This is a genomic window from Mariniflexile aquimaris (assembly GCF_042676825.1).
Classification (GTDB): Bacteria; Bacteroidota; Bacteroidia; order Flavobacteriales; family Flavobacteriaceae; genus Mariniflexile; species Mariniflexile aquimaris.
This window is the reverse complement of the sequence record NZ_JBHTIB010000002.1, coordinates 925,440-947,682: the sequence shown is the minus strand read 5'-3', so window position 1 is coordinate 947,682 and position 22,243 is coordinate 925,440. Positions and strand designations below refer to the sequence as shown.

Sequence of the window (22,243 nt, the reverse complement as noted above, 5' to 3'; positions counted from 1 at the left end):
ATTCAGATTGAATTAAACATGTTGATCAACAAGTATGGCATTGCCATCGGGATCTAAAACCACAAAACTTGCAGGCCCTTTGCTGTTTTCATCGGCTTCACTTTCAAGTTTTATTCCAGAGCTTTTTAAATGCTTTTGAATGGTTCTAACATCATCGAACGCATCTAACGTATTAGCATTTTCATCCCAACCTGGATTAAATGTTAAGATATTATTTTCGAACATACCTTGGAATAAACCTACCAAAGCATTGCCGTTTTTCATGATGAGATAATTTTTTTCCATATCCCCAGCAAATACCGAAAAACCAAGCGTTTCGTAAAACTCCTTCGAAACTTTAATGTCTTTTACACTAAGGCTAATTGAAAAGGCTCCTAATTTCATATCGTTATGTTTTATAAATTACTTTTTAATATTCTTTTCATAAATGGCAATCCATTCTTCAACGGTCATTTTAGAGGCGAGTTCTCCAATTAAATCGTATGGTATGTCATCGATATATTTAAACCGGATGCAACTTTTGCCCATATCAAGTTTGCGTTTACAATGTTTTGGGTATTGATTTACAAACCAATCATTCAATTCTGTTGTTGCATAAACACTAGAACTATACACCGCTATAAAGTTCTTTTGAGAAGCAATATTCATAAATGGGAGCGGTAACTCTGGTGTACAATGGTAGCCATCTGGATAAATGGAATGTGGCACAACATAACCAATCATCCCGTAACTTATAGTTTCTTCGAAGCCTTTGGGTAGATTTTTTTTGATGATTTCACGCAACTTTTTTATGGGTGCTTGCCTTTCTTCGGGAAGTTGGTTGATATATTCTTCGGGTGAGTCCGCTTTGTACTGCATGGCGTTAGCTTAATTTTTATAAAGTTAACAAAATTCTATAATTTTAATTTCACAATCTTTTTTGTTTATTCGAAGCAACCTTTAGTTACTTTGTACATCTATCTAATAAGATACTAAAAACAATTCCATGAAAATAGTAAACATGTACTCCGCCTCTATCGCAATTTTAGTATGCTTTATTACTTTTCAATCTTGTAGTACAGAAGAAGAAACACCCTTAGAACCTTTTAACAGCATTGCAAAAGGAAGCCAACTTGTTTCGGCTAATAATATTTTTGCTTTTTCCATGTTAAAGGAAATTTCAGATTCTGAAACTGAAGATAATTTCATGATTTCTCCTGTGAGTGCTTCACTCGCTTTAGGCATGGTTTATAATGGTGCTGCTGGCGAAACTAAGCAAGCCTTCTCTAATGTTTTTAATTACGACAACATTACTTTAGAAGAAGCTAATTTGGTAAACCAAAATATTATAGAAAACTTAACGCGCAACGCTTCTGGGACAAGCTTCGAGATTGCTAATTCACTGTGGATAAATAATACGTTCCCAGTAAATGAAAATTTTTTGAAAACCAACAGAACCTACTATTTTGCCGAAGTACAAAACAAAGATTTTAGCGACCCAAAAACTTTGGCATCCATAAACAATTGGGCATCCAATAAAACCCATGGAAAAATCCCGATTGTATTAGATGATATTTCAGCGAATGCTGTGTTATACGCCATCAATGCGCTTTATTTTAAAAGCGATTGGAAGTACCGTTTTGATCCTCAAGACACGAAAAAATTACCTTTTAATTTAAGCACTGGCTTGGTACAACAAGTAGACATGATGACGCTTAATAACGATTTGAAATACTTTTCAAATTCCGTATTTTCTTCAGTAGAACTGCCATATAAAAATGACAAATATATTATGACACTTATGCTTCCGAATGTAGAAAAAACAACGGATGATGTTATAGCAATTATGAATAATGACAACTGGATTGAGTGGCAAAAAAGTTATTCGACACAAAATTTAAAAATTACGATTCCTAAGTTTACGTTTTCTTATAAAAAAGAATTTAACGACGCCCTGATTAATTTGGGTCTGGGAATTGCTTTTAGTGATAATGCTAATTTTAGTGGTTTAAGTGATATCCCCACCAAAATTTCGTTTGTATTACAAAAGACTTTTATTGATGTTAATGAAAAAGGTACTGAAGCTGCGGCGGTAACTGTTGTTGGTATTGAAACTACCTCTGCAGGAGACCCAAAACACTTTTTATTAAACAGGCCTTTTATTTTTGCCATCACAGAAAAGGAAACGGGTTCTATTTGCTTTATGGGAAAAGTAGGCATTCCAGAATACAACTAAGTAGTTTTATTGACCGACTGGATGATTCAAACAAGATGTAACATTAACAAAATTTTGCTTTAATCTTATCTACAATGGTTTGTGCTAATTTTTCTTTACTTTCTATAGTCCATCCTGCCACATGTGGTGTTAATAATACATTTTCCGCCTGAATTAAATATTGAAACGGTTCTGGCATGCTGCTAGTAAACATATCCTCGAACGATGATTTTTCGTATTCTAACACATCTAAACCAGCGCCTAAAATCTTGCCGCTTTTTAAAGCAGAAACCAAATCTTGAGTCACTACACTTTTTCCGCGTGCCGTATTTATAAACCAAAACGGGTTTTTAAAGGCATTAATAAATTGTGAATCAATCATACCTAAAGTTAAAGGTGTTTGTGGCGTATGTAAACTAACAACCTCAACCTTTTCTTGAAATTCTTTTAACGACACTTGTGTAGCATTAGCATCGTCCACATGCTCTTTTATATCGTAACACAACACCTCAACATCGAATCCTCTAAGTTTTTTAGCAAACGCTTTTCCCATATTACCGTAACCAATAAGTCCTACTGTTCTGCCATCGAGTTCTATTCCGCGATTGACTTCGCGCAACCATTTACCAGTTCTCACTTCGCGATCTGCTTTGTTTAGTTTATTTAATAATGATAGTAACATACCCAATGCATGCTCGCCCACAGCATTTCGATTCCCTTCTGGTGCTGCAATAAGTTCGATGCCTTTTGAAATAGCGTAATCACAATCTATATTCTCTAACCCCGCACCTACACGACCAATAAACTTAAGATTGGTTGCGGCATCTAAAAATTGTTTGTCGATTGAAAAACGGCTTCTTAATATGATGCCATCATATTCTGAAATTTTAGCCTCTATGGCTTGTTTTGAAGATACATAATCTTCGTGATTGATGAAACCAAGTTCTTGTAATTGATTTATTAAGAGTGGGTGATTGGTATCGAGATGAAGGATTTTCATAGACTAGTATTAGGCTGTAAATTTAGGAAGTTTTAAATAAAAAAAACTAAAATTGAATGAGTAGTACTGAACTTTGCTGATAAGCTGCGTTAGCGATTGTCCCGAAGCGTCGGGAGAGTGAGGACTTGTAACCTTTCGACTGCGCTCAAGATAAAGGTAACGCCTAAATTTTTTAAAATCCTAAAATTGCTTTAGCTATTAAGAAATAGAGTAAAATACCAAAAATATCGTTGCTTGTGGTGATGAACGGACCGGTTGCTACTGCGGCATCGATACCGCGTTTATCTAAAAATATGGGGATAAAAGTTCCTATGATTGCCGCCATAATGATTACCGAAATTAGTGCGATGCAAATGGTTAACGACTCTAAATAGGTAGTGTGAAATGCGAAATGACTAATTAGTAATACAATGAGCGCGATAGCCAACCCATTTACCAAGCCCAAGGCGAATTCTTTTAAGAGTCTTTTAAATAGGCTACCATCTATAGTGTCGTTGGCTAATCCTTGCACCACAATGGCCGAGGATTGTACGCCTACATTTCCTGCAGTTGCTTGTATTAGGGGTATAAACATTAACAGTGCTGGGAATTTTAACATGGCGTCGCTAAACCCATTGATGATGCTCGCAGCACCAATACCACCAAACATACCTATTAAAAGCCAAGGAAGTCGTGCTTTGGTAAGTTCCCAAATGCTATCGTCGGCTTCTACGTCGCTGGTGATACCCGCTGCCAATTGATAGTCTTTTTCGGCTTCTTCTTTCATGACGTCTACTATGTCGTCGATGGTAATTCTGCCTAAAAGTTTTTGATTGTTATCTACCACCGGAATGGCTTCTAAATCGTATTTCTGCATCACTCTGGCAACATCTTCGGCATCGTCGTGTACATTAACACTATCTACACTCGAAATATAAATATCTTCAATTTTTTGATCGCTTTTAGCAACGATTAAATCTTTTAAAGAAAGCCTGCCGATTAATCGGTTTTGTTTGTCTACAACATATATGGAGTGAACTCTGGTAACTTCTTTTGCTTGCCCTCTAATTCTGCGTAAACACCCGGCAACAGTCCAGGTATCGTACACTTTTACGAGCTCTTTGGCCATTAAACCACCAGCCGTATCTTCATGATAAGTGAGGAGTTCTTTAATTTCGGCTTTATGTTCTTCGTCTTCAATATGCGAAATAACTTCGTGCTGACGATCTTCGGGTAATTCTGAAATAATGTCGGCCGCGTCATCGGTATCTAACTCACCAATCTCATCGGCAATTTCTTTAGACGACAGGTTTCTTAATACTTTTTCTCGATTGTCTTCATCGAGTTCCATCAAGATATCGGCAGTCGTTTCGGAATCTAACAGCTTAATTACATAGATAGCTTCTTCTAAATCGAGTTCGTCTAGAATTTCAGCAATATCGGCATGGTGAAAATCTCTTAATAATTTTTGAAGTTCCTTATCTTTTTTTAAAGCGATAAGTTGTTCAACTTTTATTAAGAGTTCATCTGTTAATTCAAACCCTATATTTTCTATTTCTTCGGCCAAAATTTGTTGCTTAACTATCTTTTTCTATTAACTGCGTAAGTTCTATAAATTGTTGAACATTTAATTGTTCTGGTCTTTTATCAAAGATACTATCTTCTCTTAAATTATCGCTTAAATTGAATGTTTTTAAACTGTTACGCATGGTTTTTCTTCGTTGCTGAAATGCTTGCTTTACCACTTTAAAAAATAACGCTTCGTTGCATGGCAATGTATAATCAGCTTTTCGCGTTAATCGCAATACCCCAGACTCTACCTTTGGCGGTGGTGTAAACACATTTGGCGGTACCGTAAACAGATATTCTGCTTTGTAAAACGCCTGTGTTAAAACAGATAAAATACCATAAACTTTAGAGCCTTCTTGAGAGCAAATACGTTCGGCTACTTCTTTTTGAAACATGCCTGAAAACTCCGGAATCTGGTCGCGCATCTCCAAGGTTTTAAACACAATTTGCGTTGAAATATTATAGGGGAAATTGCCAATAATAGCGAAAGGCTCGCCTTTAAACACCTCGTTTAAATCGTATTTTAAAAAATCTTTTTCAATAATTCTAGAGGCTAGATTTAAATAATTGGCTTGTAAATATGCTACCGATTCTGTATCGATTTCAATAACGTGCGTGGTTACATCTTTTTGTAGTAAATATTTTGTTAATACACCCATTCCCGGACCAATTTCTAAAACGGTCTTGTAGCCGTTTAAAGAAAGCGTATCGGCAATTTTTTGAGCAATGGTTTCATCATTTAAAAAATGTTGCCCTAAATGTTTTTTTGCTTTTACTGTCATTAGAATTGATTATTAGGAATTGGGTTATGCCACGAAAACACGAATATAAAAAGATTTTCTCGCAATGGTATGAAGCTGCGATGATTGTTGTTAATAATCTGCCGTTACCTCTCTTTTTTAATTAAAAGTAACGGAATACTCGTCTATAATTTGAAGCTCAGTTCTAAAAGATAAGACTTTGTCGGCAAACTTTTTTAAACCTTCTGCCCTTAATTTTGGGGCATAATCTTTATAATAGCCTTCTAAAGCTTCTTTAGAATTTGTTTTGTACTGCACAGAATAGGTAACACCGCCCATGTCTTCTTCAACTAATACTCTCACTAAAGTTGCTTTTTCAAACTTTCCGGTGGCTAATACTTGCGGAATGTGTTCTTCTTTCATCCAGGTAAGCCAATCGGTATGGATGCTTTCGTCTATATTTGAAGTGACATTATATATTATCATTGCTTTTGGGTTTTAGGTGTTGGGTGTTGGGTTTTAGGTATTCGGTTTTAAGCGTTGGGTCTAACTAATCTAAAAATCTAACATGTCTAACAATCTAACATGTCTAACAATCTAATCTGTCTAACAATCTAACTGCTCTAATAAGTCTATCAATCTAATTAATAGCATCACCTCGTAAAGCTCGATAACGCCTTCGGGCTTCTACAAAATAAATACTATCGGCATGATTAAATATAATTTTCTCGTATAATGTTTTTGCTTTTTCTGGGTTGTTTAATTGATTTTCGTTGAGTTCTGCTAACATATAGTAGGCATCATCAATTAAAACACCTTCCCTGTAATTATCAATAATCGATTCGTAGTTGGCTTCGGCTTTCGCGAATTGCCCTTTCAGCGTAAACAATTGTGCTTGCTTAAAAAGTGCTTGTGCCATGATAGGCTCTGTTTTATGCTCTGCTAATATTTTATCTAACACCGTTATAGATTCGTCTACTCTGTTTTGAAACGCCAATAAATCTGCTTTAGCATAAAGCTTTAAGGCTGTTTGCAGGGAATCTTCATATTTATTGTCTGAAATAAGTAATTTTAAATCGAGGGCATCATTAGCGATGAGTTGCGAAGTGGACGCTTTTAAAATTTTAAGTTGTGATTCAGCCCATTTAAAATCGCCTTTATAGTAACTGGCCTGTGCCACTTTAAAACGGGCCTGTTGCGAAATGGTGCTGTTTTTTAAATTTCGTTGTATCTGAGTAAAGTAAATTAACGCTTCGTTAAATTTTTCTTGTAGCACCAAAATATCTCCCAACTCCAGTTTTACTTCGGCTTGTTGAATTTCGGTTAAAGGCAACTCCAAAACTTTCTCTAAAAGCTCGGTAGCTTTTTTAGTTTCATTCTTATAAAATGCCAAAAAATGAGCGTAAGCAATTTGCATTTTTAAGGTTTGAGAAAACGTGCCGAATTGTTTTAACAACTCCTGATATTTTAAATCTATAGCTTCGTAATTTTCTTTAGTGCTTAATTTTGTTTCTATTTGAAGTAAGTTATAATTGGCTTCAAGCACCGAATCTAAATCATGTCCGGCACTAATTATAAATGCAAAAATCTCTTTAGCTTCTTCAAATTTATCATCATTCGCTGCAATTAAAGCTAATTCTTCAATTCTGTCCAAACTTAAAAGTTCTCTGTTATAAATTGCCTTTTCTTGTAAAAATGCCTTTTTATATTCTTTCTGCTGAATAAATAACCAACTCAACAAATCGTTCCAAATTAAATTAGGTTCTTGCTGTAATTTTTTAAGCAAAATTTTTCGCAGCAACAGGTTGTTTTCGGTTTCAGGATTTTCGCTAATAAATTCGTTAATCGCTTTTTTTATAGTTCCGAGGGCAACCGGATTCGCTTCGGCAAAATCTATATAATTGGTAAACATTTTTTCAATATTTCCCTGTTCGCCATATAATTGTGCTAATTGCAATTTAAAATTAAATTCTGTATTCAGCGTCATTGCATTTTCGTAGGCGGCAATTGCTTCATTTAACAATACATGATTTTGAAAACTTTTGGCTACCGAAAATACATTACTTGGTTTTTCGTTAATACTTGCCAACGCTTTGTTATAAGCTGTATTTGCTTTTTCTAACTTGTTTTGTAGTTGATAATTGTATCCTAGTTCTACCAAAAAAGCAGGGTAATTAACCCGTTCAAGAAGTTTTAATAAAAAAGCTTCGGCTTCGGCATATTGTTCTAATTGCTGATGCGCCGATACTATTTGAGAAATATAGGTAAGGTTAGAGGGTGCTTTAGCATATAACTCTTTATACTCATATAATGCCTTTTCAAAATCGCCGTTATTAAAATAGTCTCGAGCATTACTATCCTCTTGCGAGAATATTTGGGAGCTAATTAGTAAGCAAAAAATGAATAGCAGTCTCATGATTGGGTAAATATAACAAATGTGAATTGTAGATATTGCTAATATAATTATAAAAAAAATGCCCGAATTAAAATTCGGGCACTAACCAACCAAAATAAATGTTCCATTAACTACCGTTAATATAAAAAACGTTGTACTAGATTGGGGACAGTCTTTTTTTTAGAAATAAATCCCTATTTGTTCGCAATTGCAGTTAAATTGATTTCAGATTTCGTGATTTCAAAATCTGAAAACAACACTTGACTTGCGAAAAAAATTAATGTAATTAAAATTACCAATCGTTTAATATTTTTCATGGTTACCAGGTTTAATAGATTTGGTACCACTAACATCGATATTATTGTGAAAAACTCAAAGAAAACGGTAATTTATTCGTTTAAAAACGTTTAAATATTGCACTTTATCGATACTATTGAAAAAAACCTACAATATTGTAGGTTTTAAATTCAGAATTTATGTTTGAAATTTGTTTTTAATCAATGATTTTAAAACCGGTATATGGTTGAAGAATTTCTGGAATTACAATACCGTCTTTTGTTTGATAATTTTCTAAAATACCTGCTAAAACACGAGGCAATGCTAACGAGCTTCCGTTTAGTGTATGTGCCAATTCGTTTTTACCTTCGCTGTTTTTAAAACGCAATTTTAAACGATTTGCTTGAAAGGTTTCAAAATTTGAGACAGATGAAATTTCCAACCATCTATCTTGTGCGGTTGAGAATACTTCAAAATCGTAAGTTAAAGACGAGGTAAAGCCTAAATCGCCACCACAAAGTCTAAGTATTCTATATGGCAATTTTAATTCTTGCAAAATCGTTTTTACATGCTCTACCATAGCATCTAAAGCTTCATACGATTTACTTGGGTGTTCTACACGTAAAATTTCTACTTTATCAAACTGATGTAATCTGTTTAATCCACGAACATGGGCGCCATAACTTCCTGCTTCGCGACGAAAACATGGTGTGTATCCGGTAATGCCTATTGGTAATTCGCTTTCATTCAAAACCACATCTCTAAAAATATTAGTTCCCGGAACTTCTGCGGTTGGAATTAAATACAAATTATCTTCGGTTACATGGTACATTTGCCCTTCTTTATCTGGCAATTGCCCTGTGCCAAAACCTGAAGCTTCGTTCACCAAATGTGGCAACTGGTATTCTGTGTAACCCGCAGCTGTATTTTTATCTAAAAAATAGGCTATTAAGGCGCGTTGTAAACGAGCACCTTTTCCTTTATAAACCGGAAAACCTGCCCCCGTAATTTTGTTACCTAATTCGAAATCAATAATATCGTACTTCTTAGCCAAGTCCCAATGCGGTAAAGCGCCCTCGTGCAATACAGGAATGTCGCCTTCTTTGTATACTTCAACATTATCAGTATCTAATTTTCCTTCTGGAACAATCTCATTTGGAACATTTGGAATTTTATACAGTAGTTGATTTAAAGCTTCAGATGTTGAATTAAGGGCATCGTTTAATTCTTTTGATGCCTCTTTTAACTGACCTGTTTTCTCTTTTAACAGATTTGCTTTTTGAGTTTCGCCCGATTTATATAGGTTCCCTATTTCCTTTGAAAGTGCATTCGATTCTGCCAAGGTATTATCTAACTCGGTTTGAATACGTCTTCTATCTTCGTCTAAAGAAATAACGTTATTAATCATTTCTGTAGCATCAATATTTCGTTTTGCTAACCGGGTTATTACCAAATCTTTGTTTTCTCTTATAAAAGGGACTTGTAACATGTTTTGAAAATTTAAGGGACAAATTTAATGAATTGCCTAGATATTTGTGATTCTTTTAAGCGTAAAATGGAATTATTTAAAATGAGCATTTATATAGTTAAGAGATGCTTCTTTATCTCTTAATAACTGGTGTTTTAAGGCATCGACAGAATCGAATTTTTGCTCATCGCGTAAACGATGCAGCACATCAATCTGAATTGTTTTCCTGTAAATGTTTTTATTGAAATTAAAAAAGTGGACTTCAATGGTTTCTACCTCACCTTCAACCGTTGGATTGAAGCCAATATTCATCATGCCGTAAACCAGTTTGTGTTCAATTATAGAACTCACAATATAAGCGCCGTGTTTAGGAATTAGTTTATAATCTTCATCTATTTGAATATTAGCGGTAGGATATTCTAGCTCTCGTCCTAGTGCTTTTCCTTTAACCACTTTTCCAGTTAACATAAAATTGTAACCTAAGTAGGCATTTGCCTTATCGATATCGCCTTCAATAAGAGCTTTTCTAATTTTAGTAGAACTCACCGCTACATCGTTGATATCTTGTGCGGATATTTCTTCAACTTCAAATCCATATTCAGCGCCATAAACCTTTAAATCGTTAATATCGGCATTTCTGTTTCTACCAAATCTGTGGTCGTAACCAATAATTACTTTTTTTGCATTCAGCTTATCCACTAATATTTGCTTTACAAAATTTTCTGCCGAAAGGCGTGAAAACGCTTTTGTAAACTTCTTTACTAACAAATAATCTAAGCCTAATTCCTGTAAAATAGCACGACGCTCATCGATGGTATTAATAAGTTTGATATTGGAATCTTTTTGCAAAACCATGCGCGGATGCGGAAAAAATGTAAGGATTACAGATTTTAATTCTGCTTCTTTTCCGATACTTATTAAACGATTAATTATTTTTTGATGCCCAATATGAACTCCATCAAAAGTACCAATAGTAACTATTGTAGGTTCTGAGGAATTGTATGCGTTGATATTTTTTATTTTGCTCATAGCAAGCCTTTAATTGCTAATTTGATTAAAAAAAGTTAGATTTGTTACCGCTGTTTAATAAAATCGCTCCAAATATTTTTATGAAAGCAAAACTACATTATGTTTTTTCAATAGCAATGTTTTTGTCTATATTTTCGGTTATTGCTCAAAATCCGTCTTGGAAAAAACTTGAATCCATTAAAGATACCAAATCTGTTTCTAAGTTAAATTTAGACGCCAACAAAGTACAGGCTTTCGAACTTAATATGGCCTCGTTTAAAGCATCACTTTCAAACGCTACATTAAAAAATGATAGTTCAAAAAAGAGCTCTACCATTATAAATATTCCTTCTGAAGACGGTAATTTAATCGCTTTCACCATTTATGAAGCTTCTGTTTTTTCTAAAGATTTGGCTGCTTTGTACCCAGAAATTAAATCGTATGTAGGTATTAGCAACGATAATTCTGGCACGCGATTACGAATGAGTGTGTCTCCGCAGGGCGTTCAAACCATGATAACTTATGTTGATAGACCAGATGTTTTTATGCAACCCGCATCAAAAGGATCTGCAGAATATATTCTTTATTCGCGAAATGCTAAAAACAGTAAAACGAATCGATTTACCTGTAAAACATTCGGGAATACCAATGACGCTGCTAGTAAAAACGACATCGCATCAAAATCGAGTCTAAATGAAGGAGGTGCCAATACTAAAACCCTTCAAAAATTTAAGGTAGCCATTTCTGTAACGGGCGAATATACCGCGTATCACAACGACGGAAACGCTGCTAATGGTGATGCTGTGGCAGATGCTTTAGCCGCTATTAATGCGACATTAAGTCGAGTTAATGAAATATTTGAAACCGATATGGCCATTACTTTCGAACTAGTAAATGCGCCTAATTTAATTTATACCAATGCCTCGAGCGATCCGTATTCGCCAGCAAACATAGGCGCCGATGGTGCTTGGAGTACAGAACTTCAAAATACCTTAACCAGCGTTATTGGAGAAAGCGCTTACGATATTGGGCACTTATTTGGTGCTACCGGTGGTGGTGGAAACGCAGGTTGTATTGGCTGTGTTTGTGTTAATGGCTCGAAAGGAAGTGGTTTTACATCACCTTCAAACGGAATACCTGAAGGAGACACCTTCGATATTGATTTTGTAATTCACGAAATAGGGCATCAAATGGGTGCTAATCACACCTTTGCTTTCGAAACTGAAGGTACGGGAGTCAATTCAGAACCAGGAAGTGGTACCACAATTATGGCTTATGCCGGTTTGGAAGGCTCTAATAACGTAGCCTCAAATAGCGATACTTATTTTCATTACCAAAGCATCAAACAGATCTTAGATAATTTAGTTGATAAAACTTGCCAAACAGAGGTAGCAATTTTGAATAATCCGCCTGTAGCAAATGCGGGTAATGATTATTCCATTCCAGCAGGAACCGCCTATATTTTAAAAGGTTCGGCTACCGATGCTGATAATGATAATTTAACCTATTGTTGGGAGCAAATTGATAGTGGCATGGTAAATTATTTAAATTTCGGACCAGATTTAACTTCTGGTTCCATGAACCGCTCTTTACCGCCAACAACCTCTTCAAACAGATACATTCCAAAATTCAGTAGCGTTTTAGCAGGTAATACAACACAAACAAATCCGAGTCTGGGAAGCGATTGGGAAACTGTGTCGACGGTGGGACGAACTTTAAATTGGGCATTAACCGTTAGAGACCGCACAACAACTAACCCTACTGGTGCACAAAGTAGTTACGACACTATGAAAATTACGGTTGAAGATGTTACACCTTTTACGATTACAAATCCAGTAAATTGGACTCCTGGAAGCAATGTTGCAATTAACTGGGCCGTAGGACAAACTACAAATGCAACTATTAATTGCCAAAATGTAAATATTAAACTATCGATAGATAGAGGTGCTACGTTTCCAACAACCATAGCTTCTAATACCCCTAATGATGGCTCATTTACTTATACAGTGCCTACAATGTCTAATATCAGTACCGCTAGAGTTTTGATTGAAGCTGCCGATAACATCTTTTACGATGTTTCTGATTTTGATTTTTCAATTTCGACAGAACCAGATTTTTTTATAGTTGAAGAAACTTTAGACCCTATAGCTTGTGCCGAAACCACCGCAACATATCACTTTAATTATGCTACGGCGAATGGTTTTTCGGAAACAACGGTATTTAGTGCCTCTGGAAATCCGGGAAGTTCTACTGTTACTTTCTCGCCTGCTAGTTTAAATACATCGGGAGAAGTTACTATGACAATTAGCAACTTAACAGGGGTTACACAAGCAGATTACCCGATTACTATTACAGGAACTGCCTCAACAAAGTCTAAAAATAAAAGCATTAATTTTCCTTTTTATAACGGACTTTGTTCATCGATTGCTAATTTCGATTACAACACAAGTACGACTTTGGTACAATTTAATACTATAAACAAATCGTCTGCAAAACCTTCGGGATATAGCGATTACACCGCAACGTCGACTACCGTTAACAGAAATAGCTCTTATAATATAACGGTTAGAGTCAATACAGACGGCGATTATACAACTGCGACCAAAGTATGGATAGACTGGAACCAAAACTGTAGCTTTGATGATGCTGGCGAAGAATATAATTTAGGAGATGCCACAAATGTATCGAACGGAACAACTGCTTTATCGCCTCGTTCTATTACCGTTCCTGTTACAGCACCTTTAGGAAGTACCATAATGCGTGTATCTACAAAATATAAAGATGACGGTTTACCTGTAGCCTGCGAAAACGGATTTGATGGTGAAGTTGAAGACTACACGATTAATGTAATACCAACTTTATCTATTGAAGAATTTGGTTTCGAAAATTTTATTGTGTTTCCGAACCCAAACAATGGCAGCTTTAGTGTTCAATTAAATGGCGCAATAGAACGCAATATTAATGTAAATGTCTTTGATATTAGAGGACGACATATTTACGCTAACACGTACCCTAACGATGCTGGTGATTTTAGTCAGGAAATACAATTAAACAATGTACAATCTGGCATGTATATTTTAGATGTTAATGATGGGGTAAGAAGGTCTACTAAGAAGATAGTTATTAAGTAGAAATTAGGTTTATACTCCACTTAATCTTACAACTTATTTACCATTAAAAGTATTCATGGTAATATTAATACCGGCCAATGCAAATGATTTTATGAGCTCGATAGATTTATCTAAACGTTCTTTAAGGTTTTTGTTTTCTTCGTCGGTCCATTCTCCTAAAACGTAATCTACTTGTTGCCCTTTATTGAAGGCATCGCTTATTCCAAACCGGAATCGGTTATAAACCGTGGTGTTTAATTTTTCTTGAATGTCTTTTAAACCATTGTGACCACCGTCGCTTCCTTTGGTTTTAACTCGGATGCTACCAAATGGTAGGTTTAAATCGTCTGTTACAACCAGCATGTTTTCTAAAGGAATATTTTCTTTTGTTAGCCAATACACGACTGCTTTTCCACTTAAATTCATGTAGGTGCTTGGTTTTAGAAATATAAACGTTCTGCCCTTTAATTTATAGGTGGCAACATCGCCCAGTTTTTGGGTTTCGAAAATGAAGTTTTCTTGTGATGCAAAATGGTCTAATATTTTAAAGCCTATGTTGTGTCGGGTATTAGCGTATTTTTCACCGATATTTCCTAGCCCTACTATTAAATACTTTTTCATGGTATCTTGTTCGTCTTGTGGGCTTTTCTTTTTAAACAGGTTTAATAAAAATTGCCACATGATATTTTTTGATTTTTAAAATTTTTAGCAAAAATACATTTTTGTTTTCTAAAACTTTGGATTTGCTTTGTTATTGGCTGATGGGTGCGTTAGGGATTGAGCAATTGTTGGAGCGCCTCGCAGAGCGCGACTTGCGAAAGCCCGACCCGTCCCGATAGCTATCGGGAGGGTAACGCCCAAATAGCTTTTGGTGTAAAAACAAAAAAGCATCCCGAAGTTATCAGGATGCTTTAAGTTTTTTACTAAGAATTTATTTATTCTTGAGATGCTGCTTCTTCGGCTGCTACTTCTGCTGCTGCCTCTGCTGCTGCTTCTTCTTCTTCCTCTTCGAAAGCATCTACTGAAGCTCTTGAACGTCTTACTAAACATACAACTGTATTGTCTGGGTGCATAAATTTGTATGCATCGTTTGCCAACGTTGTAATGTAAAGTTTGTTACCAATTTTAAGCGGCGTAATATCTGCTTCGATAAAATCTGGCAAGTTTGCTGGTAATGCTTTTACTCTTAAAGAACGTCTGTTTTTACGTAAAACACCACCATTTTTAACACCTCTTGAATTTCCAACGAATACTAATGGAATTTCCATAGTAATTTCTTTGTCTTCAAACAATTGATAAAAGTCGATGTGTAAAATTTTATCGGTTACAGGGTGAAATTGAATGTCTTGTAAAACAGCATTGAATTTTTCACCATTTTCTAGAGCAATCACAACTGTATGCGCATTTGGTGTGTATACAAGTGGTGAGAACGCTAATTCTTCTGCACTGAAATGAACTGGCTTATCTCCTCCGTATAATACGCAAGGAACCTGACCAGCATTACGTAAGGCTTTTGTTGCTTTTTTGCCCACGCTTTCTCTTTGAGATCCGTTGATTGTAATTGATTTCATTTAAAATTTATTTATTTATTATTACTATTATTTATTAATACTGTTGTTATGCTATCTTGTTTCTATAACGAGATTACATAACAAATTTTGAACTAATAGACTTGTTATTATGTACTTTTTCCATAACCTCGGCAAATAAATCGGCGCAACTTAAAACTTTAATTTTATCGCTTAAAGGTTTAACGGGTATAGAATCGGTTACTATAAGCTCTTCTAGTTTCGAATTGTTTAAATTATCGTATGCTTTACCAGATAACACCGGATGCGTACAAATGGCTCTCACGCTTAATGCACCACGCTCCATCATTAAGTCGGCTGCCTTTGTTAAAGTACCAGCAGTATCAACCATATCATCTACTAATACTACATTTTTGCCAGTAACATCGCCAATTAACTCCATGTGCGAAATGATATTGGCTTTAGCACGTTGTTTATAACAAATTACTACATCGCATTCTAATGCTTTCGAGTAGGCATATGCTCTTTTTGAGCCACCCATATCTGGCGAAGCAATGGTTAAATTATCTAAATTTAAGCTTTGCAAATACGGCAGAAAAATGGTTGATGCAAACAAATGATCTACCGGTTTTTCAAAAAACCCTTGAATTTGATCTGCATGCAAATCCATGGTTATAATTCTAGTAGCGCCTGCTGCTTCCAACATTTTAGCTACTAATTTAGCAGCAATTGGCACTCTAGGTTTGTCTTTTCTATCTTGTCTTGCCCATCCAAAATATGGTAAAACAGCGGTGATATGTCTTGCTGAAGCGCGTTTAGCCGCATCAATCATCAACAACATTTCCATCAAGTTTTCCGGACCCGGATTGGTAGAACCAATTATAAAAATACGCGTTCCTCTGATGGACTCTTCGTATGATGGCTGAAATTCGCCATCGCTGTACGTGGAGGTAATAACCTTTCCTAAATCGGCTCCAAAAGATTTAGCAATTTTTTCACCCAACACTTTACTTTGAGTACATGCAAAAATTTTCGCCTCGGTAATTACAATTGGCATACTTAACTTGTTGTTTTATAGCGCAAAAGCGCGCCTTATTTTAAACGAGGTGCAAATTTATACATTTATTTTAACCTAAAAAGTATATTGACCAGTATTTTTATGATTATTATGGAAAAAATATTTATTTTTGCTACCCTGTTTAAGCTCAAGTGGCGGAATTGGTAGACGCGCCGGATTCAAAATCCGGTTCTTAGGAGTGTGGGTTCGATTCCCACCTTGAGTACTTGCAAACCTATAAATCATTCACAATCAATGATTTATAGGTTTTTTGTTTTGAATAAATTATAAAATAAACAAATACATAGGAGCTAATTAGTGGGTGCTTAAACGACTTTTTAATCATCGCCAAATTAATTAGAAACATTAGCTTACGGTTTTCTTGAAGAAACCAGTGCTGATTATAGATTTCTACATCCTAATTTAACTATAAGTTGTTAATTATGAATGTTTTATGATGTATGTTTCAAAAATATTTCGTATATTAGTGATTAGCAACTACAATACCCGCAGTTTAGTAATAATTAGTTTGTATTAATTAATCCATTTACTTCCCTTATGCGAATATTGTAGTTGTTATTTTTTAAACAACGCTCCAAACTCGTTTTCGGTATTACGATATTACGATGGTTTATTTTATTCACCTCTTACCTGTTCCATAAAAAATAACGAAACATTTAATTCTTTAAGCTATAAAAATATTAATAAATACAACCTTTTAACCTAAAAGTAAAAGAACGTATATTCTATTTTCTAAACCTTCGGATTTAATTACCTTTGTAAACCTTAATACAAATGTTTATGATATATTCGATGACAGGTTACGGAAAATCTGTGTTGCAATTACCAACTAAAAAAGTAACTATAGAGTTAAAATCGTTAAACAGTAAAAGCTTAGATTTAAACGCAAGAATGCCTTCTATTTATAGGGAAAAAGAGCTGACTATTAGAAAGTTACTTGCCGATACTTTAGAACGTGGCAAAATAGATTTTTCTATATATGTTGAAGCCACTGCCGAAGATACCTCAACCCAAATCAACACACCCGTAGTAAAACAATACATTGAACAATTACGACAAGTTGTTGATGGTGACCCAATTGAATTGTTAAAAATGGCGGTTCGTTTTCCGGATGCTTTAAATACGGTTCGTGAAGAAATTGACGAAAACGAATGGGAGCTCATTCAAAATGAAATCAATGTGGCTATTAAAGATTTAATAAACCATCGTTTAGATGAAGGTGAGGTTTTAGAAAAAGATTTTAACCAACGCGTCGCAATTATTGATGATTTATTGGAACAAGTTATGGCGATGGATCCTGAAAGAATTGTTGGCGTTCGCGAGCGCTTATTAAAAGGTGTTGAAGAATTAAAAGATAAATACGACGAAAACCGCTTTGAACAGGAATTGGTATATTACATTGAAAAATTTGATATTACTGAAGAAAAAGTCCGTTTAAAAAATCATTTAAATTATTTTATTGATAGTATAAATTCTGATGATTCTAACGGAAAAAAATTAGGATTTATAAGTCAGGAAATGGGTCGAGAGATTAACACCATTGGTTCTAAAAGTAATTATGCGCCCATGCAGCAATTGGTGGTACAAATGAAAGATGAATTGGAGAAAATTAAAGAACAATTATTAAATGTACTTTAATTAGATTGCAGTATTCAGTATCAGTTTTCAGTAAATTCAAGGTTTCTGGTTGCTTGCTACCGAGTCCTTAAAAACAAAAATATTAGTGACAAAACAAGAAACTACACATAAAGGAAAGCTTATTGTTTTTTCGGCGCCCTCTGGCTCTGGAAAAACAACCATTGTTAGGCATCTATTAGGTATTAAAGATTTAAACTTAGAGTTTTCAATTTCGGCAACCTCTAGAGAAAGACGCGGTAACGAAGTTGATGGAAAAGATTACTACTACCTTTCTTTAAAAGAATTTAAAAACAAGATTAAAAACGACGAGTTTTTAGAATGGGAAGAAGTGTACCGCGATAATTTTTACGGTACCTTAAAAACCGAAGTTGAGCGTATTTGGGCCTTAGGTAAAAACGTCATTTTTGATATAGACGTATCGGGCGGATTGCGAATAAAACGAAAATTTCCAGAACAAACATTGGCTATTTTTGTAAAACCACCAAGTATAGACGAACTAAAAATAAGACTTAAAAATCGCAAAACAGAAACCGAAGAAAAAATAAGTATGCGCGTTGCTAAAGCCTCGGCAGAATTAGCCACAGCACCTCTTTTCGATGTTATTGTTGTAAACGACGATTTGGAACAAGCACTTGCTAAAGCCGAAAAACTGGTAAGCGATTTTGTAAATTCTTAAACTAACATATGAAAATCGGACTGTATTTTGGCTCTTTCAACCCCATACATATTGGGCATTTGGTAATTGCCAACCATATAGTAGAACACAGCGATTTAAATCAGGTTTGGTTTGTTGTAACACCGCATAATCCCTTTAAAAAGAAAAGTACTTTATTAGATGACCATCAGCGATTAGAAATGGTATATCGCGCCACGAAAGACTACACCAAACTAAAACCTTGCGATATAGAATTTAGCTTACCACAACCCAATTACACGGTTAACACCCTCGCATATTTACAGGAAAAATATCCAGATTATGAGTTTTCGTTAATTATGGGCGAAGACAATTTAAAAAGTTTTCATAAATGGAAAAACTACGATGTTATTCTTGAAAATCACGACATTTATGTGTATCCACGCGTTTCAGATGATAATCCCGATAGTTATCGGGAGAAACATCAATTTGATGGGCACGAAAAAATTCACAACATCGATGCCCCGAAAATGGAACTCTCTTCCACTTTTATACGTAATGCTATTAAAGCAGGTAAAAACATAAAACCCATGCTACCAGAACATGTTTGGGAGTATTTGGATGAGATGAATTTTTATAAATAGACTTGATTTAAGTTTTATCCGTAACCTAAACCTCCTCCATTACAGTCGCTTAAATTAGCTTCAACATACATAGCCCAACTTTTGCCGCCAAAGTCTTTACCTTCTCCCCAGGCAGTTTCTTCGCCAGTTGGACCCAAAACTTCTGCGTGTGCAGCGAAACAATAGTTTTCACTTACTTCAGATAAAGGTATTGAATAGACAACTACATTTACGCCATCTTCAAAAGTATCGCTATATTTAAAAAGTCCAATTTTAGGATTTCCAGCATTCGTAGTTGGAAAACTCTCCGAACTGCAATCTATGATGCTTAAATGTGTCGCATTAATGGTCCAGTCGCCATTTGTTGAATAGGTTATAATAAGATTTTGTCCATCATTATCAACCGTAATAATACCTGCTTCATAATGCTGGCCCGCCATTAAACGTATAACTTCGCAATGGGTTCCATCGTTTAGATTAACATAGTCATTGGTTGGTAGATTCGTATTCTCTACATTTTTAATAGGTTTTTTCGCTGATTCACTGGCGTCAAGATCGCTTATCGGTTCTAAATTGCAACCGCTAAATGTTAGAACCAGAAATGCCCCTATTAAAAGAGTAAATTTTCTCATAACATAAAAATTAAGTAGGTTTAGATAAAGATAAAATACTAATAGTAATTAGAGCAATTTAATCGTTGTGTTACGCACTAACACAACATTTCATCTATAATATTATATTATTTGTAAGAAATTGATTGTTTTAAAAAAGAACATAAAATAAAAAAAGAAACCGCCTAAAGAACAAATCTTTAAACGGTTTCTAACTAAATAACCAACCAAGTTTTTATAAAACTCTAGTACTTTCTCTAGGGTTTTCTACTTTATCTTTTCTATACTTACGCATTTTTTCTGTTGTTACAGATTTCCCTTTGGAATCTGTAGTTTTTAAATATTGAATATAACCTCTGCCTACAAACTCATAAGCTGTTCCAGAAGCGTTATGGTACAATTCTATCCTTCCATCATTAATAACGCTCAATTCGAAATATTCATTGTCGAAATAATCATAATCTAATGTTAAAGTTTTAAGCTTGTTATTCCCAGCTATATTTCCAACGCCATACAAACCTGTATAATCCCAATATAAATTATTAACATTGGTGCCTTTAGGGTCTTGAGAACTTCTAAACTCCGAATCGTTACCACCAGATAAAAATTGTAAAAAGTTTTCGTTATCAAATTCATTTATAGCTCCGTAATTACTGGTAAATACTTTTTCCCAAGCATTGTATTCTTGTAAGAAATAATGAATGTTATCGTAGAATACAAAATCGTAATCGAAATTACTGCGTTGGTAGCCATCTAAAAAGTACGAGGTATCGTTATTTGGATTATAAAGTTCGATGGTATTGTTATCAATCTGATAAATATCAAAAGTTTCAAACCCATCAATAACATGGTATACATCTAATATCATATCATACGCATCGTAGTTTCCTACCTTAATACCAAAACCGTTTCCTGTATTTCCAAGACCTACTATATTATTATTCGCATAAACATTCCCACTTCTAAACGATATGGTAAAAGCTTTTTGCAAAAAAGGTGTTTCTCCATACCCTTTAGTAGCATTAATATCTACATACCACAACTCGTAAGAATTCAATAATTGATTTAATGATATTTGAGGTGCAGGATTATAATCGTCTACAATCACTTCTGTGTAACAAGAAGTAAATAAGGTTGCTGATAAAGCAAATGCGAAAAGTAATTTTATAGTCTTCATAATCAAACGTTTTTATAGTTTCTATTTTATTAGTTTTCAAAACGCGTGCCAAAAAAGAAATGTTATTGTTTTCATCTCTTAACTTTCAATGATATTTTATGTATTTTTGAATCACTAACAATCATTCTTATTATGAATAAACCTTTAAAATACGCGGTTTTTGGTGCGGGGAGTTGGGCAACTGCCATTGTAAAAATGCTTTGTGAAAATTTAGATGAAGTGGGGTGGTATATGCGCAGTGTTTACACCAAAGAGCATTTATTAAGAGAGTATCATAACCCTAATTATTTAAGTTCGGTTGAATTTCATATAAACCAATTAAAGCTTAGTAATGATATTAACGAAATTGCCGATTATGCCGATGTTTTAATTTTTGTTATTCCTTCTGCATTTATACATAGTGAATTAGAAAAATTAACTGTTGATATCTCTAATAAAATAATTGTATCGGCTGTAAAAGGTATTATGCCCGAGTCTGGACTTTTAGTGGGAGAACATTTTCATGCGGCTTATAAAGTACCCTATAATAACATTGCGGTTATTGCTGGCCCTTGCCATGCAGAAGAGGTGGCTTTAGAACGCTTATCTTATTTAACAATATCATGTTCTGATGCTGAAAAAGCTCAGGAAATAGCCGACAAACTTTCTAGCGATTATATTAAAACTAAAATTAGCGACGATATAATAGGCGTGGAATATGCCGTTATGCTAAAAAATATTTATGCTATTGCTGCAGGAATTGCACACGGTTTAGGGTATGGTGATAATTTCCAGAGTGTACTTATGAGTAACTCCATTCGTGAAATGAAACGTTTTATTAAAAAGATGCATAAAATGAAACGTAACATTAACAATTCGGCGTATTTGGGCGATTTATTAGTTACAGGTTACTCCGTTTTTTCCAGAAACCGCATGTTTGGAAACATGATTGGAAAAGGTTACACCGTAAAATCGGCCCAAATGGAAATGAGTATGGTTGCCGAAGGGTATTACGCTACTAAAAGTGCCCACATACTTAACGAAAAAAACAAAAAGAAAACGCGTTTACCTATTATAAATGCGGTTTACGACATACTTTACGAAGGTAAAGACCCGAAAAAAACGTTTAAAAAATTAACCGAGAAGTTGGATTGATGACTGCACTTCAATTCCTTCCCTTTTTTAAGGGAAGGTGGATTTCATTTTGATAAAAATGAAAGACGGAAGGGTTAAAC

The 22,243-nt window shown here is 34.7% G+C and carries 21 protein-coding genes and 1 tRNA gene; 7 read left to right on the top strand and 15 right to left on the bottom strand.

Translation table 11 applies throughout. The features are described from left to right. Positions 1-12 precede the first annotated feature (12 nt). Both ACFQ0I_RS04240 and ACFQ0I_RS04235 read right to left on the bottom strand, forming a co-directional pair. Positions 13-384: a VOC family protein gene (locus tag ACFQ0I_RS04240; protein WP_379939656.1), complete on the bottom strand. Its 372-nt coding sequence runs from the start codon at positions 382-384 to the stop codon at positions 13-15. An 18-nt stretch (positions 385-402) separates the two neighbouring features. Then, the gene (locus ACFQ0I_RS04235; protein WP_379939654.1) at positions 403-858 is read right to left on the bottom strand and encodes a DUF1801 domain-containing protein; all 456 of its coding nucleotides are present in this window, start codon (positions 856-858) and stop codon (positions 403-405) included. A 127-nt stretch (positions 859-985) separates the two neighbouring features. On the opposite strand from ACFQ0I_RS04235, the gene ACFQ0I_RS04230 reads away from it, so the two are divergent. Next, positions 986-2,215 (top strand): serpin family protein, encoded by a 1,230-nt coding sequence (locus ACFQ0I_RS04230; RefSeq protein ID WP_379939652.1) that lies wholly within the window; start codon positions 986-988, stop codon positions 2,213-2,215. 43 nt (positions 2,216-2,258) lie between these two features. On the opposite strand, the gene ACFQ0I_RS04225 is transcribed toward ACFQ0I_RS04230, so the two are convergent. The 8 genes from ACFQ0I_RS04225 to ACFQ0I_RS04190 form a co-directional block, all read right to left on the bottom strand. Next, the gene (locus ACFQ0I_RS04225) at positions 2,259-3,194 is read right to left on the bottom strand and encodes a 2-hydroxyacid dehydrogenase (RefSeq protein WP_379939650.1); all 936 of its coding nucleotides are present in this window, start codon (positions 3,192-3,194) and stop codon (positions 2,259-2,261) included. A gap of 172 nt (positions 3,195-3,366) precedes the next feature. Then, on the bottom strand, positions 3,367-4,740 hold the full coding sequence (gene mgtE / locus ACFQ0I_RS04220) for a magnesium transporter (RefSeq protein ID WP_379939648.1): 1,374 nt from the start codon (positions 4,738-4,740) through the stop codon (positions 3,367-3,369). 10 nt (positions 4,741-4,750) lie between these two features. Continuing rightward, positions 4,751-5,524, bottom strand: a complete 774-nt coding sequence (gene rsmA / locus ACFQ0I_RS04215; RefSeq protein WP_379939646.1) for a 16S rRNA (adenine(1518)-N(6)/adenine(1519)-N(6))-dimethyltransferase RsmA — start codon at positions 5,522-5,524, stop codon at positions 4,751-4,753. A 117-nt stretch (positions 5,525-5,641) separates the two neighbouring features. Beyond that, positions 5,642-5,968: a DUF4286 family protein gene (locus tag ACFQ0I_RS04210; RefSeq protein WP_379939643.1), complete on the bottom strand. Its 327-nt coding sequence runs from the start codon at positions 5,966-5,968 to the stop codon at positions 5,642-5,644. A 154-nt stretch (positions 5,969-6,122) separates the two neighbouring features. Next, positions 6,123-7,898 carry a tetratricopeptide repeat protein gene (locus ACFQ0I_RS04205; protein WP_379939641.1) on the bottom strand — a complete coding sequence of 592 codons (1,776 nt, stop codon included), beginning with the start codon at positions 7,896-7,898 and terminating at the stop codon, positions 6,123-6,125. A gap of 173 nt (positions 7,899-8,071) precedes the next feature. Next, positions 8,072-8,194: a hypothetical protein gene (locus ACFQ0I_RS04200; RefSeq protein WP_379939639.1), complete on the bottom strand. Its 123-nt coding sequence runs from the start codon at positions 8,192-8,194 to the stop codon at positions 8,072-8,074. Positions 8,195-8,370: 176 nt separating this feature from the next. After that, complete coding sequence (gene serS, locus ACFQ0I_RS04195; RefSeq protein ID WP_379939637.1) at positions 8,371-9,642, bottom strand: serine--tRNA ligase; 1,272 nt, start codon at positions 9,640-9,642, stop codon at positions 8,371-8,373. Positions 9,643-9,714: 72 nt separating this feature from the next. After that, on the bottom strand, positions 9,715-10,650 hold the full coding sequence (locus ACFQ0I_RS04190) for a bifunctional riboflavin kinase/FAD synthetase (protein WP_379939634.1): 936 nt from the start codon (positions 10,648-10,650) through the stop codon (positions 9,715-9,717). Between the two features lie 80 nt (positions 10,651-10,730). Here ACFQ0I_RS04190 and ACFQ0I_RS04185 point away from each other — a divergent pair, with 80 nt between their 5' ends. Then, on the top strand, positions 10,731-13,760 hold the full coding sequence (locus ACFQ0I_RS04185) for a zinc-dependent metalloprotease (RefSeq protein WP_379939633.1): 3,030 nt from the start codon (positions 10,731-10,733) through the stop codon (positions 13,758-13,760). Positions 13,761-13,793: 33 nt separating this feature from the next. Here the strand turns inward: ACFQ0I_RS04185 and pth are convergent, their stop codons facing one another. The 3 genes from pth to ACFQ0I_RS04170 all read right to left on the bottom strand — a co-directional run bounded on the left by pth (position 13,794) and on the right by ACFQ0I_RS04170 (position 16,325). Next, positions 13,794-14,420, bottom strand: a complete 627-nt coding sequence (pth, locus tag ACFQ0I_RS04180) for an aminoacyl-tRNA hydrolase (RefSeq protein ID WP_379939631.1) — start codon at positions 14,418-14,420, stop codon at positions 13,794-13,796. A gap of 254 nt (positions 14,421-14,674) precedes the next feature. After that, the gene (locus ACFQ0I_RS04175) at positions 14,675-15,310 is read right to left on the bottom strand and encodes a 50S ribosomal protein L25/general stress protein Ctc (RefSeq protein WP_379939629.1); all 636 of its coding nucleotides are present in this window, start codon (positions 15,308-15,310) and stop codon (positions 14,675-14,677) included. A 73-nt stretch (positions 15,311-15,383) separates the two neighbouring features. Continuing rightward, positions 15,384-16,325 (bottom strand): ribose-phosphate pyrophosphokinase, encoded by a 942-nt coding sequence (locus tag ACFQ0I_RS04170; RefSeq protein ID WP_379939627.1) that lies wholly within the window; start codon positions 16,323-16,325, stop codon positions 15,384-15,386. Between the two features lie 146 nt (positions 16,326-16,471). Between ACFQ0I_RS04170 and ACFQ0I_RS04165 the strand changes: the two genes are divergently transcribed. The 4 genes from ACFQ0I_RS04165 to nadD all read left to right on the top strand — a co-directional run bounded on the left by ACFQ0I_RS04165 (position 16,472) and on the right by nadD (position 19,262). Next, positions 16,472-16,551: transfer RNA gene (locus tag ACFQ0I_RS04165), tRNA-Leu, on the top strand. A 575-nt stretch (positions 16,552-17,126) separates the two neighbouring features. Further along, on the top strand, positions 17,127-17,984 hold the full coding sequence (locus ACFQ0I_RS04160; protein ID WP_379939954.1) for a YicC/YloC family endoribonuclease: 858 nt from the start codon (positions 17,127-17,129) through the stop codon (positions 17,982-17,984). Positions 17,985-18,069: 85 nt separating this feature from the next. After that, positions 18,070-18,660, top strand: a complete 591-nt coding sequence (gene gmk, locus ACFQ0I_RS04155) for a guanylate kinase (protein WP_379939625.1) — start codon at positions 18,070-18,072, stop codon at positions 18,658-18,660. 8 nt (positions 18,661-18,668) lie between these two features. Continuing rightward, positions 18,669-19,262 (top strand): nicotinate (nicotinamide) nucleotide adenylyltransferase, encoded by a 594-nt coding sequence (gene nadD / locus ACFQ0I_RS04150; protein ID WP_379939623.1) that lies wholly within the window; start codon positions 18,669-18,671, stop codon positions 19,260-19,262. A 14-nt stretch (positions 19,263-19,276) separates the two neighbouring features. Here the strand turns inward: nadD and ACFQ0I_RS04145 are convergent, their stop codons facing one another. After that, positions 19,277-19,873: a hypothetical protein gene (locus ACFQ0I_RS04145; protein WP_379939621.1), complete on the bottom strand. Its 597-nt coding sequence runs from the start codon at positions 19,871-19,873 to the stop codon at positions 19,277-19,279. Positions 19,874-20,087: 214 nt separating this feature from the next. Then, positions 20,088-21,029: a nicotinic acid mononucleotide adenyltransferase gene (locus ACFQ0I_RS04140; RefSeq protein ID WP_379939619.1), complete on the bottom strand. Its 942-nt coding sequence runs from the start codon at positions 21,027-21,029 to the stop codon at positions 20,088-20,090. A gap of 132 nt (positions 21,030-21,161) precedes the next feature. Here ACFQ0I_RS04140 and ACFQ0I_RS04135 point away from each other — a divergent pair, with 132 nt between their 5' ends. Continuing rightward, entirely contained in the window at positions 21,162-22,163 is a 1,002-nt protein-coding gene (locus ACFQ0I_RS04135; protein ID WP_379939617.1) for an NAD(P)H-dependent glycerol-3-phosphate dehydrogenase, read from the top strand. Positions 22,164-22,243 lie beyond the last annotated feature (80 nt).

Coding starts and splice junctions, on each gene's coding strand:
- ACFQ0I_RS04240 (WP_379939656.1), bottom strand. CDS start 384: ATGAAATTAGGAGCCTTTTCAATTAGCCTTAGTGTAAAAGACATTAAA.
- ACFQ0I_RS04235 (WP_379939654.1), bottom strand. CDS start 858: ATGCAGTACAAAGCGGACTCACCCGAAGAATATATCAACCAACTTCCC.
- ACFQ0I_RS04230 (WP_379939652.1), top strand. CDS start 986: ATGAAAATAGTAAACATGTACTCCGCCTCTATCGCAATTTTAGTATGC.
- ACFQ0I_RS04225 (WP_379939650.1), bottom strand. CDS start 3,194: ATGAAAATCCTTCATCTCGATACCAATCACCCACTCTTAATAAATCAA.
- rsmA (WP_379939646.1), bottom strand. CDS start 5,524: ATGACAGTAAAAGCAAAAAAACATTTAGGGCAACATTTTTTAAATGAT.
- ACFQ0I_RS04210 (WP_379939643.1), bottom strand. CDS start 5,968: ATGATAATATATAATGTCACTTCAAATATAGACGAAAGCATCCATACC.
- ACFQ0I_RS04205 (WP_379939641.1), bottom strand. CDS start 7,898: ATGAGACTGCTATTCATTTTTTGCTTACTAATTAGCTCCCAAATATTC.
- ACFQ0I_RS04200 (WP_379939639.1), bottom strand. CDS start 8,194: ATGAAAAATATTAAACGATTGGTAATTTTAATTACATTAATTTTTTTC.
- serS (WP_379939637.1), bottom strand. CDS start 9,642: ATGTTACAAGTCCCTTTTATAAGAGAAAACAAAGATTTGGTAATAACC.
- ACFQ0I_RS04190 (WP_379939634.1), bottom strand. CDS start 10,650: ATGAGCAAAATAAAAAATATCAACGCATACAATTCCTCAGAACCTACA.
- ACFQ0I_RS04185 (WP_379939633.1), top strand. CDS start 10,731: ATGAAAGCAAAACTACATTATGTTTTTTCAATAGCAATGTTTTTGTCT.
- pth (WP_379939631.1), bottom strand. CDS start 14,420: ATGTGGCAATTTTTATTAAACCTGTTTAAAAAGAAAAGCCCACAAGAC.
- ACFQ0I_RS04175 (WP_379939629.1), bottom strand. CDS start 15,310: ATGAAATCAATTACAATCAACGGATCTCAAAGAGAAAGCGTGGGCAAA.
- ACFQ0I_RS04170 (WP_379939627.1), bottom strand. CDS start 16,325: ATGCCAATTGTAATTACCGAGGCGAAAATTTTTGCATGTACTCAAAGT.
- ACFQ0I_RS04160 (WP_379939954.1), top strand. CDS start 17,127: ATGATATATTCGATGACAGGTTACGGAAAATCTGTGTTGCAATTACCA.
- nadD (WP_379939623.1), top strand. CDS start 18,669: ATGAAAATCGGACTGTATTTTGGCTCTTTCAACCCCATACATATTGGG.
- ACFQ0I_RS04145 (WP_379939621.1), bottom strand. CDS start 19,873: ATGAGAAAATTTACTCTTTTAATAGGGGCATTTCTGGTTCTAACATTT.
- ACFQ0I_RS04140 (WP_379939619.1), bottom strand. CDS start 21,029: ATGAAGACTATAAAATTACTTTTCGCATTTGCTTTATCAGCAACCTTA.
- ACFQ0I_RS04135 (WP_379939617.1), top strand. CDS start 21,162: ATGAATAAACCTTTAAAATACGCGGTTTTTGGTGCGGGGAGTTGGGCA.